Genomic DNA, 17,235 nt, shown 5'->3' with positions numbered 1-17,235 from the left:
TAAATTTGGTAAACTAAAATAAAACTAAATAGCATGCCAAAGAGAAATATTGATTTTGTTAAATCAATCTTAGAAAGAGTAAGTTTTGATGCCAAATTATTTGCAAAAGAATTACAAAAAGCACTAAAAATTCTTTTGCCTTATGAAGTAGAAGAGTTGTCATCTTGGTTTTATCAATACACACATGAAAAACCAGAATTAAGAAAATGTAAAATTTATTTAGAAGATTAATATTAAATAACACACACGAGGCTGTTCTAAACTTTTTTAGGACAGCCTTTTTTATTACTAAAATATTCGGATACCTATCGGAGATGATTTTCATATATTAGATTCTTAGAAAGTGAGTTCAACTTTTACGACAGTTTCTGTTTATTAAACTCCAATATTATGCGTTGGATTTTGTGCTGAAGAAGAAAAGAGCAAAGAAGAAAAAAGGGACGAAATTTTTCTCCAGAAGATCTAGTTTTACTATATTGAAGACAAAAAAAGAAATATTTTTTTAGATTCAAAGCCCTTTTTATCTGTAATAAAATTTGGAATTAAAAAAAAAATAAACAAGAATTATATTATTTTTTTATATTACGTGTAATATTATAAAATTGAGGATTTATATAAAAAACTTTTAAATGAGTAAGTTACCATACGTTTTATTGATGTTTTTTTTGAATTTAAAGTTCTTTGGACAAGAACAATTTTCTATTTATTTTAAGAGCGATAAATATGATTTAGCTCCTTCTGAAAAAGGAGTATTAGAAAAATGGATTCAAGAAAATAAAAAAAGTAAAATTTTAACTTTAAAGGGGTATACAGATGAAGATGGAACCTATCAATACAATGACAGTTTAGCTAAAAAAAGAACAGAAACCGTTTTTAATCTTATAAAAGGGAAAATCGTAATTCGAGAAGATTTTAAAAAAATAAATTTCGGAGAATTACACAAACAATCAAATATAAAAGCTGAAAACAGAAAAGTAGTACTCTTTTTTTTAAAAGAAAAAGATTTATATAAAGAAAAAGAAATCATAGCATCAAAAATACCAACTCAATTGATCAACGAATCTATTGTTTTTCCTAAGACTATCGTACTAAATAACCCCGATGGAAGTGAAACCGAAATAGATTTAGATGTTCAGTTTATGAAAAAATTATACGAATCCAAGGTTGGAGAAAAATTGAAAATTGAAAATCTAAATTTTGTGCTAAATACCTTTGCTATAACCAAAGAGTCTAGAGGAAAACTATATGAACTCTGGTTAGTTATGCAACAAAATCCAAGGTTAAAAATACAAATCCAAGGACATGTTTGTTGCGTAGCAAAAGACAGGCAAGATTTGTCAACTCAACGAGCTAAGGCAGTATATAAATTTCTAGAATTTAAAAATATTGACAAAACGAGAATGTCCTACAAAGGATTTGGTAGTACCCAACCATTATATGATTTACCTGAAAAAAACGAAGAAGAAAGAGCTGCCAATAGAAGAGTAGAAATAGAAGTCGTCGAGAATTAGTTTTAAAAAAAAAGATAGGATTTCATGTTAAGAATTAACTTCTTTTTATATTTGCGCGACAACAACATAACTTTATATAATGACTTCTGATACTTCAAAGCGTTACGCAATGCGTGGTGTTTCTGCATCTAAAGAAGATGTACATAACGCCATAAAAAATATAGATAAAGGTTTATTTCCTAAAGCTTTTTGTAAAATTGTTCCCGATTATCTAACATCAGACGATGATTACTGTTTGGTTATGCACGCTGATGGTGCAGGTACAAAATCATCACTAGCTTATATGTACTGGAAAGAAACAGGTGATTTATCCGTATGGAAAGGTATTGCACAAGACGCACTTATTATGAATATAGACGATCTGTTATGTGTAGGTGCAGTAAACAATATAATGTTGTCCTCTACCATCGGACGTAATAAAAACCTAATTCCAGGGGAGGTTATCTCTGCTATTATTCATGGAACAGAAGAACTTATAGAAGAATTAAAATCCTTTGGAGTTACCATTCACACCACAGGTGGTGAAACGGCTGATGTAGGAGATTTAGTTCGTACCATTATTGTAGATTCTACCGTTACAGCTCGTATGAAGCGTTCAGAGGTTATAGATAATGCCCGTATTACAGAAGGAGATGTAATCGTTGGTTTAGCTTCTTACGGACAAGCTAGTTATGAAACAATGTATAATGGAGGAATGGGAAGCAATGGTTTAACCTCCGCTAGACATGATGTGTTTACTAATGAATTAGCAAGTAAATATCCTGAAAGTTATGATGCTTCAGTACCATCAGAATTAATTTATTCAGGACAAATTCAACTTACAGATCCTATTGAAGGATCTCCTATAGACGCAGGAAGATTAGTATTGTCACCTACGCGTACTTACGCGCCTGTGATCAAACAAATTTTAGAAAAATATACTCCAAATCAAATTCATGGAATGATACATTGTAGCGGTGGAGCTCAAACAAAAATTTTACATTTTGTAGAGAATCTTCACATTATTAAAGACAATTTATTTGAGGTTCCTCCTTTATTTAAGTTAATTCAAGAACAATCTAAGACCGATTGGAAAGAAATGTACCAAGTATTTAATTGTGGTCATCGCATGGAATTGTACGTTCCTTCCGAAATAGCAAACAATATCATAACGATAGCCCAGTCATTTAATATTGATGCAAAAATTATAGGTCGAGTGGAAGCTTCTGAAACTAAAAAATTAACCATTACCTCCGAATTTGGTATTTTTGAATACTAATTTAGGTAAAACAAATGATACTTATACGAAGTAATAACAATGTATAAAAAATAAAAGCGAATCTAAAAATTCAATACCCAATGTACGAATTACTATTTTGGAAATACAAAGACGAGGTTTACCTTAATAATCATGAAGTGTATGAAAGATTGTTAGAAAAAGAAATGATTGAAGGGTTGGAAGAACTTCCTCTTACGCTTATTATGAGTCGTATTTCCAATGTGTTTTCTAAATGGGAAAAAATAGACGCAATGAGTTTTAAAAATACGATGGGAGTAGGTGCTTTTCATATACAAACTACTAGTCAGAGCGTGTTAATTAATTGTTATGGAACTAAAGGTACGGATATGGATAAATTGTGCCAAATAATGGAGGAATTCAAATGTCCTTTATACGATCCACAAGTACCTACAAGATATGATGAATTTGCTGAATAATGATGAAAATTAATCCAAAAATAGGAATTGATCAATTGGTTTTCGGGATGAAACCCAATGATGTCGTAAAATTATACGGTCAACCCAACAAACAATTTGAAGATGAAGAACAAAACTTAATCTATTTGTATAATGATCAAAAATGGCGTTTGACGTTTTACGAAGATGAAGCATTTCGTTTAGGATATATTATTTCCTCTAATCCAGATTTAATATTATTTGAGAAAACTATTTTAGCACAACCTATTAACGAAATTCAAGAATTATTAAATGCTAAAAAATGGAAACCTTTAGAAATAGAATCCTTTGATTCAGTAGACAACTATTTTAACGAATCAAATTGGATGATTTTTCAAGTGGAGTATGGTTCTATAATTCGTTTTGAATTAGGAGCCGTATTTAATGATCACTCCGATGAATTTGAATGGAAATTTAGAGGATAATAAAAAAACATTTTATTAATGAGCCTGTTCGAAAAATAACTATCCATATCTACTGTTCAATAATTATAAGTAAGTGTCTAAAAAGTAATAACTTAAAGTTTGTCTTTTCAAACGACAGGGGAAGTCACCTATACAGTCTGTGGCATCTCCTGCTTACTTCGTTCGATCCTCCCTTTGGTCAAAATGAAAGATAGTACCCTTTTATAGGTCTTCTTCTTTGTCATTCAAATAACCAGATTATACATTTTTAGATAACTCCCTTTGTTTTATACCTAAAAAGAATGAATATTATAACTTTTTGGGTTTCGTTTGTACGTCAAAAGTATTATTTATAATAGATGGTATAATTATAATTTAAAACGAAGGATGTATTCCAAAAATGACGCGATAAGTACATTTTTTGGAATAGTGTTAATCAATTGGTAGTTTTCTTTGTCACTCAAAAAGAGGAACGACATATTAGCAATCAAATGTTCATTGGTTTAAGAACTACAAGAGAGTTGTGAGCAACCTATTTTTTCTTTTGCCCAATCGGGTCTTTTAGTGAACCATTTTTCATATTCAGGTTGTTCTTCATAAGGCTTTTGAATTACTTGATAGAGTTCTTCCAGTAATGTATAATCTTCTAGCTCTGCTTTTTCTATAGCAAGTTGAGCCATATAATTCCTAAGAATATATTTTGGATTTACTAAATTCATTTTTTCTTTTCTTTCTTCATCAGAAAGAGGTTCTAGGTTAATTCTATTTAAATAATTTTGAAACCATACTGACCATAAATGTTCAAATTCAGGATTTTTATTTGGTATTTCGTAAAAAGAAGATTGTATCGTTTCAAATGCGTTTTCTTTAGTTTTTTCTTTTGAAACATTTCCAAGCAATCGGAAGAAAATGGTATAATCTGTTTCTTGTAATTGCAATGAATTTATAAGTTGATAGATTAGTTCACGATCAGTGCTATGAGCTTGAGTAAGACCTAATTTTTTTCGCATCATATTCATATAGTCGTTTTCGTACTCATCTTCATATTCGTGTAATATTTTTTCTAATTCCTCGGTTTGATTAATTAAAGGATATAGAGCATTGGCTAGTTGATATAAATTCCAAAGCGATATTTGAGGTTGATTACCAAAAGCGTATCTATGCTGATGAGCATCAGTAGTATTGGGTGTCCAATTAGGATTGAAATCATCTAACCAGCCATAAGGGCCATAATCAATAGTAATGCCATGAATAGACATATTGTCTGTATTCATTACGCCATGAACAAAACCTACTTGTTGCCAGTTTGTTATTAATTTTCGCGTTAGTTGAGCAACTGTTTGAAAAAACGCAATATAGGCCTCTTTTCCTGTAGTTTTAATCTCAGGAAAATAGTGTTTGATCGTAAAATCAGTTAATAATTGTAAATTTTTTAAATCATTTCTAGCGGCAAATAATTCAAAATTACCAAATCGAATGAATGAAGGAGCAACGCGGCAGACTATAGCCCCTTTTTCATAAGCGGGGTTTCCATTGTATAAAACATCTCTTAATACATCATTTCCTGTTGTTATAATACTCAAGGATCGGGTAGTAGGAATACCCAAAGAGTTCATGGCTTCAGCACATAAGTACTCTCTAATAGAAGAGCGGAGTACTGCTAAACCATCAGCATTTCTTGAATAAGGGGTTTTTCCAGCACCTTTTAATTGAAGGGTGTATTTTTTGTTGTTATTTTCAATTTCAAACAGATTAATGGCACGACCGTCGCCCAGTTGTCCTGCCCAAACACCAAACTGATGCCCTCCATAACACATTGAAAAAGGGTTTGTTTCAGGATAGATTTTTTTTCCAGAGAAAAAGGAAAGAAAATCGTCTGATTTTACATCACTTACCGAGAGTCCTAATTCGTTTGCAAAACCAATGTTTGCATGAATTAAATGGGGTTTTTTAGGAGGAGTAGGAGTAACAAAGGAAAAAGCTGATTCGAATACTTTACGAACTGTATTTTCATTAATTGAGTCAGCAGGTAACTCCTTTGTAAATTTATTTTTGATTGAAAAGGATAAAGACATATAAATTTTTAAAAAAGAATTAATGGAATAAAACAGTAAGTATTGCTAATGATGCAGGAATGGTTTGTACATATAAAATGCGTTTGGAAACTGTTAAAGCACCATAAATTCCTGCAATAGCTACACAGCTTAAAAAGAATAAAGCTATATTTTTAAACCATTCAGGATTATTTATGAATAAGGACCAGATCAATCCAGCTGCTAAAAAACCATTATATAAACCTTGATTGGCAGCTAATTTTTTGGTTGGTTCGAATAAATTTTTTGGAATATTTTTAAAAACATTAGGTCCCTTCGTGGTCCAAGCAAACATTTCAAGCCATAGGATATATATATGTATAAAGGCTATAAAAAGAATACTGCTTTTTGCTAAGATTATCATAATTACTTTTTTTTTAGAGGTTGTAATGTTTTTAAACCCAGATTATACATTAAAAATTTATTACAGATAAAAACGACTTCATTTTTTGTTCTCAAGGTGATAAAACTACAGTTTTGGTAAAAATAGCTGTTTATTTTTAACTTCTTTGCCTTTTTCATCTTGATCCGAAAGGCTAACGCATAATTTAGGTTACACCATTGTTTTGTTGTGCTACTGTTGTATATTCTTACTTATATATTAAAACATCGATTTATGTATATGTTTGCGTCTATGTTTGGTTTGTACTAAATTATTTTCTCCAGAAATCACACTAATAGTTCCATTGGTTTCAAACATAGCAAGTTTAACGTTTTCAAAATGTTCAATTCCGTGTTCTCGTATGGCTTGTTCTAGTTCTTCTAAAGTTATTCCTAGGCGAGTTAAAGTTTTATAATCAGTAATTCCGTCATGTATTAATATTTCAGGTTTACTGGTTATTAAATTTTTAATAACATTTGATTTTATCATAGCTTTTTTAAACACCACGTTGATTATAAAAAGAGCTAAAGCTGCTGTTAGACCTCCTAATAGAGAAGTATTACTTCCTACCATTGCATTTTGTACAGAATTACTAATGAGTAAAATAAGAATAACATCAGCTGTATTAAGTTGCGATAGCTCTTTTTTACCAAATAGTTGAAGCGCAATTATCATAAAGAAATAAACGCATGAACTACGAATAATAATGTCTATAAAAGGATTCATTATTTTATTTTAAAACTTTTTTCAATAGCTTTTATCATTTCGCCAGCAATATCTTTATGTGTAGCTCCTTCTATACCTTCTAGTCCAGGAGAAGAATTTACTTCTAATAGAAGAGGTCCTTTACTAGAGCGAATGATGTCTACTCCAGCTACTTTTAAATCCATTGCTTTGGCTGCTTTGATGGCTATTTTTTTTTCAGCAGCAGTTACTTTTATAACAGATGCACTTCCTCCCATGTGTATATTTGCTCTGAACTCACCGGGAGCAGCTTCTCTTTGCATAGCGGCTACCACTTTGCCATCTACAACAAAAAGGCGTAAATCTTTACCATTAGCTTCTTTGATGAATTCTTGTACTAAAATATTTGCATTAAGACTTTTAAAAGCATTGATTACGGATTCAGCTGCTTTTTTTGTTTCTGCTAATACAACTCCTTTTCCTTGAGTTCCTTCTAATAATTTGATTATTAGTGGTGATCCTCCAACCATTTTAATCAAATCATTTGTATCCAAGGGAGAATTAGCAAATCCCGTAGTAGGAATGTCAATACCACTTTGTAATAATAATTGAAGAGAAAACAATTTGTCTCTAGATTGGGTAATAGCCGCTGCGGAGTTAAGAGTAAAAACTCTCATAGCTTCAAATTGGCGGATCAAGGTGCATCCATAATAAGTAATACTTGGTCGAATACGAGGGATAACAGCATCAAAATTATCTAAGACGCGTCCGCCCCGATAATGAATTTCAGGAGTTGTAGCATCTAGCTTAATATAACATTCTTTGATATTAAGAAACTCCATTTCATGACCTCGCATTTCACCAGCTTCCATTATTCGGCGGTTACTGTATAAACTAGGATTGCTGGCTAGTACTGCAATTCGTAGTTTAGCACTTGATTCTTTATTAACATGATAATGGGATTTAATTTCATCAAAGGAAGGTTGACCTAAGAGGTATTTTTCTTCAGGATCGACCATCATTTTTCCCACCATGGCTTCGCGTCCTAAAAGCATACGAAACCCCATGGAATCTCTATTGGCTAAGGTTACTTCAATAGGAAACGTTTCATTACCAATACTTAAATTGGTTTTAATGACATAGCGTTGTTCCCTATAGCCACTAGAACTTTTTACAATTCTTTTATCAATTAATTTAGCTTCACAATGTCTGGTTATTTTAACATTGCTTTGAAGAGGGTTTACATCAAATTTGACCCAATTTTCTCCGTTTTTAGAAAAAGGAGTAATATTTGTGGCGTGCATAGCGGATGTCTTAGCTCCAGAATCCACTCTAGCCTTAATATAAGGGATTTCTAATTCAGGAAAGGAGCACCATTCTTCGCTCCCTATAATCTCTTTTTTAGATGACATACTTTAAAACAAACAAATAAGATAACAATAACTATTTTCGAATAAAAAAGCCTACTAGTCTGTAGGCTTTTGAGATTTTTTTACTTGAATTTTTAATTCTTGTGAACTAGTGTCTAAATCCATCTCAATTATATCTCCTTCATGTATTTTAGAGGTAATAATTTCTTCTGCTAGAGCGTCTTCTATATATTTTTGGATAGCTCTTTTTAATGGACGTGCACCAAATTGTTTATCAAAACCTTTTTCGGCAATAAATGCCTTGGTTTCTTCTGTTAATCGGAGTTCATATCCTAATTCCTTAATACGAGCATATAATTTTTGCAACTCAATATTAATGATTTTATCAATATCTTCTTTTTCAAGGGCGTTAAATACAATAACGTCGTCAATTCTGTTTAAGAATTCAGGAGCAAAAGTTTTTTTCAATGCGCTTTCAATAACTCCTTTTGCATGGTCATCAGCCTGTGCTTGTTTGGCAGCTGTACCAAAACCTACGCCTTGACCAAAGTCTTTTAACTGTCGAGCTCCTACATTAGAAGTCATAATGATAATTGTGTTTCTAAAGTCAATTTTTCGACCTAAGCTATCCGTTAAATACCCGTCGTCAAGCACTTGCAACATCATATTAAAAACATCAGGATGCGCTTTTTCAATTTCGTCTAAAAGAACGACACAATAAGGTTTGCGTCTTACTTTTTCGGTTAATTGTCCTCCTTCTTCATAACCAACATATCCTGGAGGAGCTCCGACTAAACGAGAGATGGCAAATTTTTCCATATATTCACTCATATCAACTCTAACTAGAGCTTCTTCTGAATCAAATAATTCTTTTGCTAATACTTTTGCCAATTGGGTTTTACCAACACCTGTTGAGCCTAAGAAAATAAATGAACCTATTGGTTTGTTAGGGTCTTTTAATCCCGCTCGATTGCGTTGAATGGCACGTGCAATTTTTTGAACAGCATCTTTTTGGCCGATTACTTTTTTGTCTAGAATTTCAGGTAAATGAGCTAATTTGTTACTTTCAGTTTGAGCAATACGATTTACAGGAATACCTGTCATCATAGACACCACATCGGCAACATTGTCTTCTGTAACGCTTATTCTATTATTTTTAGAATCTTCTTCCCATTGTTCTTGAGCTATTGCTAATTCTTTTTCAATGCGTTTTTCATCATCACGTAATTTGGCAGCTTCTTCGTACTTTTGGCGTTTTACTACAGTATTTTTTAATTCGCGTACTTCATCCAGCTGACGCTCTAAATCTAGGATTTGTTGAGGAACATGAATATTAGTTATGTGTACACGAGAACCAGCTTCGTCTAAGGCATCAATAGCTTTATCTGGAAGAAAACGATCACTCATGTAGCGCTCCGTTAACTTAACGCACGCTTGAATTGCTTCAGGCGTAAAACTTACATTGTGGTGATCTTCGTATTTTCCTTTTATATTATTTAAAATTGTAATTGTTTCTTCAATAGATGTTGGATCTACAATTACTTTTTGGAAACGACGTTCTAATGCCCCATCTTTTTCTATATATTGGCGGTATTCGTCTAATGTTGTAGCTCCTATACATTGTATTTCGCCTCTTGCTAAAGCTGGTTTAAACATATTAGAGGCATCAAGCGATCCTGTTGCGCCACCTGCTCCCACAATGGTATGAATTTCATCAATAAATAGGATGATATCATTGTTTTTTTCCAATTCATTCATAACCGCTTTCATACGTTCTTCAAATTGACCGCGGTATTTGGTGCCTGCTACCAATGAAGCAAGATCTAGTGTTACAACTCTTTTGTTGTATAAAATTCTAGAAACTTTCTTTTGTACAATTCTTAGGGCTAAGCCTTCTGCAATAGCGGACTTTCCAACACCTGGTTCGCCTATTAGTAGCGGGTTGTTTTTCTTTCTTCGGCTTAAAATTTGCGAAACACGTTCTATTTCTTTTTCGCGTCCGACAACGGGATCTAGCTTGCCTTCTTCAGCCATTTCTGTTAAATCACGTCCAAAATTATCTAAAACAGGGGTTTTTGATTTTTTATTTGATTTGTTGGCAGGATTAGAAGGGCTGTTTTGATTAAAACTGTCATCTTGTCTTGAATCATCACCATAAGACGATTCGTTTTTTGGGAAATTGTCTTGAAAATCTTCTTCGTTTGGCATCATAGTTAAATATTGTTCTTTAGCTGTATCGTAATCAATTTTGAGTTTGTGCAATAATTTTGTAGTAGGATCGTTTTCATTACGTAATATACATAAAAGTAAATGAGCCGTACTGATTGTTGTGCTTTGAAAAACCTTAGCTTCTAAAAAAGTAGTTTTTAAAGCTCTTTCAGCTTGTCTTGTTAGATGTAAGTTTTTTTTGTCATTACCTAAAATAAAATTAGGATTTGCTGGGCTTAGTATTTCAACTTTTCTACGTAGATGTTCTAAGTCAACAGAAAGATTGTTTAAGATATGAATGGCGGAACCATTACCATCTCTTAAAATACCAAGCATAAAGTGTTCAGTGCCAATGAAGTCATGGCCTAAACGTAATGCCTCTTCTTTACTAAAAGAAATTACCTCTCTAACTCTTGGTGAAAAATTGTCATCCATATCTTACAGTTATTAGTAATTGTAAATTTAATGATTTATAAATGGAATTGCAAAAAACATTCCATTTCAATTATACTGTCAGGCTAAAAGACAAAAAAAAAATGAAAAGAGCAAAGGTTATTGTAGGTATTTATTAACTAATAATGGGGTTTTATTTGTTAATAAAAAAATAAAATAACCCTTGTTAAGGTATGCTCAAAACCAGATAAATCCGTATATTAGCGCGTTTGTAAAAAATTTGATAAATTAACGTAAATACTTATGTCTGAAGGAGAAAAGTTAATTCCAATTAACATTGAAGACGAAATGAAATCAGCTTACATCGATTATTCGATGTCAGTTATTGTATCAAGAGCGTTACCAGATGTTAGAGATGGTTTAAAGCCTGTGCACCGTCGCGTGTTATTTGGAATGCATGAATTAGGAGTTTTTTCTAATAGACCACACAAAAAGTCAGCGAGAATTGTAGGGGAAGTGTTAGGTAAGTATCACCCACATGGAGACTCTTCTGTATATGATGCCATGGTTCGTATGGCACAAGATTGGAGCTTACGCTATTTAATGGTTGACGGTCAAGGTAACTTTGGATCAATAGATGGGGATAGTCCTGCCGCTATGCGTTATACAGAAGCTAGAATGAAAAAGTTCTCTGAAGAAATGTTAGCGGATATTGATAAAGAAACTGTTGATTTTCAATTAAACTTTGACGATACCTTAGAAGAACCTAAAGTAATGCCGACCAAAGTACCCAACTTGCTTGTAAATGGAGCATCTGGTATTGCCGTTGGTATGGCCACTAACATGGCACCTCATAATTTATCAGAAGTTATAGATGGGACTTTAGCTTATATAAATAATAATGATATTGAAGTAGACGAATTAGCGACTTACATTAAAGCTCCTGATTTTCCAACGGGAGGGGTTATTTATGGAATGGATGGCGTCCGTGAAGCATTTAAAACGGGACGTGGTCGTGTAGTAATCCGTGCTAAAGTAGGTTTTGAAGAAGTAGAAGGACGTGAAGCTATTATTGTAACCGAAATACCTTATCAAGTAAATAAAGCAGAAATGATTAAAAAAACTGCTGACTTGGTAAACGATAAAAAAATTGAAGGGATATCAACCATACGAGATGAGTCGGATAGAAATGGTATGCGTATCGTTTATATCTTAAAAAGAGATGCTGTACCCAATGTAGTATTAAATACACTCTATAAATATACGCAATTACAATCGTCATTTAGTGTTAATAACATTGCGTTAGTAAACGGAAGACCTCAAATGTTAAATCTGAGAGATTTAATACATTATTTTGTCGAACATCGCCATGATGTGGTTACCCGTCGAGCGCAGTTTGATTTGCGAAAAGCAGAAGAAAGGGCTCATATTTTAGAAGGGTTAATTATAGCATCGGATAATATTGATGAGGTTATTGCGCTGATTCGTTCTTCTAAAGATGGAGAGGAAGCACGTGGAAAATTAATCGAACGATTTAATCTCTCTGAAATTCAAGCTCGTGCTATTGTAGAAATGCGTTTAAGACAATTAACAGGTCTTGAACAAGATAAACTACGTGCCGAATATGAGGAAATTATGAAGTTGATAGCGGAGTTAAAAGCATTATTAGCTAGTAAAGAACTTCGTATGAATTTAATTAAAGAAGAATTACTAGAAGTTAAAGAAAAATACGGTGACGAACGTCGTTCCACAATTGAGTATTCAGGAGGAGATATGAGTATTGAAGACTTAATTGCTGATGAACAAGTTGTCATTACTATATCGCATGCGGGTTATATAAAACGTACTCCGTTGTCAGAATACAAAACTCAAAATAGAGGAGGAGTTGGACAAAAATCAGCAGGCACCCGTGATCAGGATTTCTTAGAACACATGTATGTAGCAACCAATCATCAATATATGTTATTCTTTACTCAAAAAGGGAAATGTTTTTGGATGAGAGTTTATGAAATCCCAGAAGGAAGTAAAGTAGCTAAAGGACGTGCTATTCAAAACTTGATAAACATTGAGCAAGATGATAAGGTAAAAGCCTTTATTTGTACAAAAGATCTAAAAGATCAAGAATACATCAATAGTCACTATGTAATCATGGTAACGAAAGAAGGACAGGTTAAAAAAACGTCTTTAGAGCAATATTCGCGTCCACGTACTAATGGAGTAGCAGCTATTACTATAAAAGAAGGCGATGAGTTGTTAGAAGCAAAATTAACAACAGGAAATAGTCAAGTTTTAATTGCTGGTAAGTCTGGTAAACTAGTTCGTTTTGAAGAAGAAAAAACCAGACCAATGGGAAGAACCGCTTCTGGAGTAAGAGGTGTAACTCTTGCCGACGAAAAAGACGAAGTAATAGGAATGGTATCTATTGATCGAGATCATGTAAATGATTCTCAAATATTGGTAGTTACAGAAAATGGTTATGGAAAACGAACTAAATTAGTAGACGATGATGGAGAAGATGTGTACAGAATTACAAACCGTGGAGGAAAAGGAGTTAAAACCTTAAATATTACAGAAAAAACAGGCTCACTTATTGCTATTAATAATGTTACGGATGATGATGATTTGATGATTATCAACAAATCAGGGTTAACCATTCGAATGAGAGTTTCAGACTTACGTGTTATGGGACGAGCAACGCAAGGAGTCCGTTTGATTAATATCAAAGGAAAAGATTCTATTGCAGCAGTATGTAAAGTAATGAGAGAAGAGGATGAAGAGGAAACTAATTTAGAAGAAAACGAGTTAAACGATCATTTAATAACAGATTCTGAAACAGAAACAGAATTAGAAAATCAAGAATAATATAAATAATAACAAAATGAAAATAAAGAATTTAGCACTAGTAACGGCTTTGTTTTTGTCAGTTACTGCAATTGCTCAAAAAGATGATATAAAAGCCGCTGAGAAAGCATTACGTTCAGGAAACCCTACTGAAGCCAAAGCAGCGTTAGATAAAATAGAGTATATGGTTATTAACCTAGATAGTCCTACAAAAGCACACTATTATTTTTTATTAGGAAATACAAATCTAGAATTGGCCAAGAAAAATATTGAAGAAGCAAAAAGTTTAGTAGCAGCAGCTAAAGCTTATAATGAATTAAAATCAACTGAAGCCAGTTCAGGAAAAAATAAATATACAGGACAAGCAGAAACTTCTTTGATTGAAGTTAAACGTTTGCTAACTAATAACGCTATTGCAGACTCAAATGCAAAACGCTATAAAGAAAGTGCTCAAAAATTATACGAAGTGTATGGTCTGGATAAAAAAGACACAACAATCTTATATTATGCAGCAGGGACAGCTATAAACGGTGAGGATTATGATTCAGCCCTTTCTTATTATAAAATGTTAAAAGACCTGAAATATTCAGGTAAAGCAACGAATTATTTAGCAAAAAATAAATCAAACGGACAAGAAGAAACTTTTGCCTCAATGAAAGACAGAGATTTTTCCGTAAAAATAGGAACTCATGAGGCTCCAAGAACAGAAAACGTTGCGTCAAAAAGAGGAGAAATAGTTAAAAATATCGCTTTAATTTTAAATCAAAAAGGAGATTTAGCAGCAGCTAAAAGAGCCGTAGAAGAAGCAATACAAGCCAATCCAGGCGATACAGGACTGTATACTGCTGGTATGGAAGTAGCATTAAAAGCAAATGATTATCCAACCTATAAAAAATATGCTCAAGAAGCCTTAGCTCAAGATCCAAACAATGCCGATTTATTTTATAACCTAGGCGTTATTTCAGGTCAAGCAAATGATAAACAAGCAAAAATAGATGCAGAAGGGTATTACTTAAAAGCCATTCAGATTGATCCAAGATATAAAAATGCGTATTTAAATTTAGGGGTCTTAAAATTAGATGGAGAGAAAGAAATTGTGGATCAAATGAATAAATTAGGAACCTCAGCAGCTGACATGAAAAAATATGAAGCTTTAAAAACAAAAAGAGAAAATTTATACAAATCAGCAATTCCTCATCTAGAAAAAGCGTATGAATTATTTGAAAGTGATAAGGATATTAAAAATACACTATTAAATATGTATAATGCACTTGATATGACAGATAAATACAAGGCACTAAAAGCCAAAAATTAAATTTGAAATAAATAAAAAACTCCTCAATTTGAGGAGTTTTTTTATGAACCTAGGTTCTAATTTTTACATCCAAATGTAAAAATAAATTTAGGTACTAATCCAATAAAATTTCCTCTTCGTTTACTCATTTCGACAGTATAATAAATGGAATAAAATAAAGGCATAAAGTTTATGTAATTTATTTTGGTTGTTCATTTCATTTGAGAGACTCCCTTTGGTCCAAATAATAGGATTTATAGAGTAATAATTGATTTCTTCAGTCAACTAAATTAAGTCATTGTGTGTTTTTAAAAAAATGTGTAAAAAACGTATGTATAAATAAAAAAAATAAAGAATAAACTACATTTAAATGAAGAATTAAAATATACTATTTTAATGTAAAATTTTTAAATTTGTTAAGAGAAAAAAAATAAATGTTATTGTATTCTGTTTTTATATTTTAATTTTATGAACATCAGTTGGTCTGTACACATAGTACAAAAAGGAGATACCTTAGAATCAGTAGCCCAAGGATTAGGAATTAGCGGTGAATCACTTCGAGAATATCACAATACCTATTGTGAGTTAAAATATTTGATAAATTATAATGACCTAAAAGGAATAAAAGAACTAATCTTACCCTCTACACAAGAAATTAAAGAAATCAAAGAAACAGAAAAAAAAATAAGAATCCTAAGCAGCTTACCGTTACACTACCTACCCCAAAATTTTCATAAACCCAGTTATGATATAGATGAAACAATAGAAACATCATCAAAAGAACCCTTTACAGTAAGCTATAAGACGACCCTAAAAACCACAAAAGAAAAAGAAGGAACCATAGTATCGTTAGCAAACAGCCATTTTCAAAAAGAAGAAGAAACCCCAGAAGATAAGATCTCTACATTGGCCATAGCTTGTATAAATGCAATATATCCGATAGAATTTATTATAAATCCTGGAGGTCAGATAATAAACATAAAAAATCATCAAGAAATAATAAACAAATTTAAAGAAAGAAAATTAGACCTGTTAACTTATTTTTCAGGGGAAATAAATCAAGCATATATTGATACGTTTGAAAAAACTTTAACAGACAGAAAAAAAATTCTAAAGAGTTATTGTTCAACCTTATTATACCAAGTTCTTTTCCCCAATATGAGTTGGTTTAGTAAAGAAGAAAAAAAAGATTATTTTTATTTTCAACCCAATTCATACAACGTAGAAAGTGCAGTTATAACACAACATGATTTTGAAAACACAGACTATATAAAAACCATTGTTACATCAAGTTATGAAGAAGGCAGTACATTTCAAGAAATATTGCGTAAAAAAGTTATAGAATATTCCCAAATTACAATAGATCCCCAAGAAGAAGATCTATCAAATTGGCAAGGAACCATAAATTTTACCTATTACACCTCCAGAAAAAACAAACAATTACTAAAAGCAGAAGCCGAACTTAAGATAGAAAACAACCAAGAAATATATGTAAAACATACCCTAAAAATAAATTAAACAAAACAAACAAACAAAACTAAACAACTATATATGAAAAAATATAGAGTACAAAAAGGAGACACCCTAAACTCCTTAGCTGAAAAATTTGCTATAAAAGACGGAGCCCATCTTCGAGCATTTCACAACCTATATTGCCCTTTAGAAGACTTATTAGGGGCAGAAGTAGTAGCAGGAAAAGAACTCCTAATAGCAGAGGAATCCCCTTATATAAAAGAAAAAAACAGTCCATCTGAAAACCCTGAAAAAACATCAGAAGTAGCGGTATCCAAGAGTTCAGAAGAAACAACAAAAAAAGAAACAAGTCCAAGTCAATCCTCATCAAGTTCCACAGCACATGAAGGCAAACACTTTGTAGTCCAAAAAGGACAATGCCAATGCAACCAAGGCTTTGAATTTCCATCCTTTAAAGTAACGAGTCATAACAAACACTATTGGAACGATTCGGAAGGAGAATCAGATTACCTAGCCGTAACTGAATCAGACATACAACTAAACCCATCAGCACAACCCTTTGGACAATGCAAACTAAAACCCAGCTCCGGAGGTTATTTGCCCTGCTCCTTTGCAGCAGCCGGAAAATGGAGTAAAACCTACGACAAAGTAAAAATTTTAGACAAAAAATGCGTTACCGAAATATCCGAATTAATGTGCAGTACAGGAGGTAAAATAACGATTTTAAAACACGGACAACAAAGTCAAAGCAGTAAAAGCCAAGTAAAAAAAGCCAATCCACGAGAACAACATTTATATAACCCCATTATGAATTTTGAAGAATTTCAAGAAGAAATCAGCAGTAAAAACAACGAAGCTTGGTAATAAAA

The 17,235-nt window shown here is 32.3% G+C and carries 14 protein-coding genes; 9 read left to right on the top strand and 5 right to left on the bottom strand.

Annotated elements, in window-relative coordinates; translation table 11 throughout:
* Positions 1-33 precede the first annotated feature (33 nt).
* From HUE53_RS00280 to HUE53_RS00260, 5 genes are all read left to right on the top strand, one after another.
* Positions 34-231, top strand: a complete 198-nt coding sequence (locus tag HUE53_RS00280; protein WP_014164231.1) for a hypothetical protein — start codon at positions 34-36, stop codon at positions 229-231.
* A 398-nt stretch (positions 232-629) separates the two neighbouring features.
* Positions 630-1,511: an OmpA family protein gene (locus HUE53_RS00275; protein ID WP_050855762.1), complete on the top strand. Its 882-nt coding sequence runs from the start codon at positions 630-632 to the stop codon at positions 1,509-1,511.
* A 79-nt stretch (positions 1,512-1,590) separates the two neighbouring features.
* Positions 1,591-2,769 (top strand): AIR synthase related protein, encoded by a 1,179-nt coding sequence (locus HUE53_RS00270; RefSeq protein ID WP_107317156.1) that lies wholly within the window; start codon positions 1,591-1,593, stop codon positions 2,767-2,769.
* Positions 2,770-2,849: 80 nt separating this feature from the next.
* Entirely contained in the window at positions 2,850-3,206 is a 357-nt protein-coding gene (locus tag HUE53_RS00265) for a hypothetical protein (RefSeq protein ID WP_014164234.1), read from the top strand.
* The gene (locus HUE53_RS00260; RefSeq protein ID WP_014164235.1) at positions 3,206-3,649 is read left to right on the top strand and encodes a hypothetical protein; all 444 of its coding nucleotides are present in this window, start codon (positions 3,206-3,208) and stop codon (positions 3,647-3,649) included. The genes HUE53_RS00265 and HUE53_RS00260 overlap by 1 nt, the downstream gene beginning before the upstream one ends.
* 482 nt (positions 3,650-4,131) lie before the next feature.
* Here HUE53_RS00260 and HUE53_RS00255 read toward each other — a convergent pair whose 3' ends face one another.
* From HUE53_RS00255 to HUE53_RS00235, 5 genes are all read right to left on the bottom strand, one after another.
* Entirely contained in the window at positions 4,132-5,703 is a 1,572-nt protein-coding gene (locus HUE53_RS00255) for a protein adenylyltransferase SelO (protein WP_107317155.1), read from the bottom strand.
* A 19-nt stretch (positions 5,704-5,722) separates the two neighbouring features.
* Positions 5,723-6,085 (bottom strand): DUF1304 domain-containing protein, encoded by a 363-nt coding sequence (locus HUE53_RS00250; RefSeq protein ID WP_014164237.1) that lies wholly within the window; start codon positions 6,083-6,085, stop codon positions 5,723-5,725.
* A 237-nt stretch (positions 6,086-6,322) separates the two neighbouring features.
* Complete coding sequence (locus tag HUE53_RS00245; protein WP_065213293.1) at positions 6,323-6,829, bottom strand: DUF421 domain-containing protein; 507 nt, start codon at positions 6,827-6,829, stop codon at positions 6,323-6,325.
* Positions 6,829-8,199 carry a 30S ribosomal protein S6--L-glutamate ligase gene (rimK, locus tag HUE53_RS00240; protein WP_014164239.1) on the bottom strand — a complete coding sequence of 457 codons (1,371 nt, stop codon included), beginning with the start codon at positions 8,197-8,199 and terminating at the stop codon, positions 6,829-6,831. The genes HUE53_RS00245 and rimK overlap by 1 nt, the downstream gene beginning before the upstream one ends.
* Positions 8,200-8,253: 54 nt before the next feature.
* A complete protein-coding gene (locus HUE53_RS00235) occupies positions 8,254-10,800 on the bottom strand; it encodes an ATP-dependent Clp protease ATP-binding subunit (protein WP_014164240.1) in 2,547 nt (848 codons plus the stop codon).
* A gap of 261 nt (positions 10,801-11,061) precedes the next feature.
* On the opposite strand from HUE53_RS00235, the gene gyrA reads away from it, so the two are divergent.
* The 4 genes from gyrA (at position 11,062) to HUE53_RS00215 (ending at position 17,230) form a co-directional block, all read left to right on the top strand.
* Positions 11,062-13,620: a DNA gyrase subunit A gene (gyrA, locus tag HUE53_RS00230; protein ID WP_014164241.1), complete on the top strand. Its 2,559-nt coding sequence runs from the start codon at positions 11,062-11,064 to the stop codon at positions 13,618-13,620.
* 16 nt (positions 13,621-13,636) lie between these two features.
* On the top strand, positions 13,637-14,914 hold the full coding sequence (locus HUE53_RS00225) for a tetratricopeptide repeat protein (RefSeq protein ID WP_065213294.1): 1,278 nt from the start codon (positions 13,637-13,639) through the stop codon (positions 14,912-14,914).
* Between the two features lie 447 nt (positions 14,915-15,361).
* The gene (locus HUE53_RS00220; RefSeq protein WP_192188595.1) at positions 15,362-16,411 is read left to right on the top strand and encodes a hypothetical protein; all 1,050 of its coding nucleotides are present in this window, start codon (positions 15,362-15,364) and stop codon (positions 16,409-16,411) included.
* A 33-nt stretch (positions 16,412-16,444) separates the two neighbouring features.
* Positions 16,445-17,230: a DUF4280 domain-containing protein gene (locus HUE53_RS00215; RefSeq protein ID WP_014164244.1), complete on the top strand. Its 786-nt coding sequence runs from the start codon at positions 16,445-16,447 to the stop codon at positions 17,228-17,230.
* Positions 17,231-17,235: the final 5 nt, after the last annotated feature.

The sequence above is a fragment of the Flavobacterium columnare genome (assembly GCF_014844295.1).
In the GTDB taxonomy this organism is placed as follows: Bacteria; Bacteroidota; Bacteroidia; order Flavobacteriales; family Flavobacteriaceae; genus Flavobacterium; species Flavobacterium columnare.
This window is presented reverse-complemented; position numbering and strand designations above follow the sequence as displayed.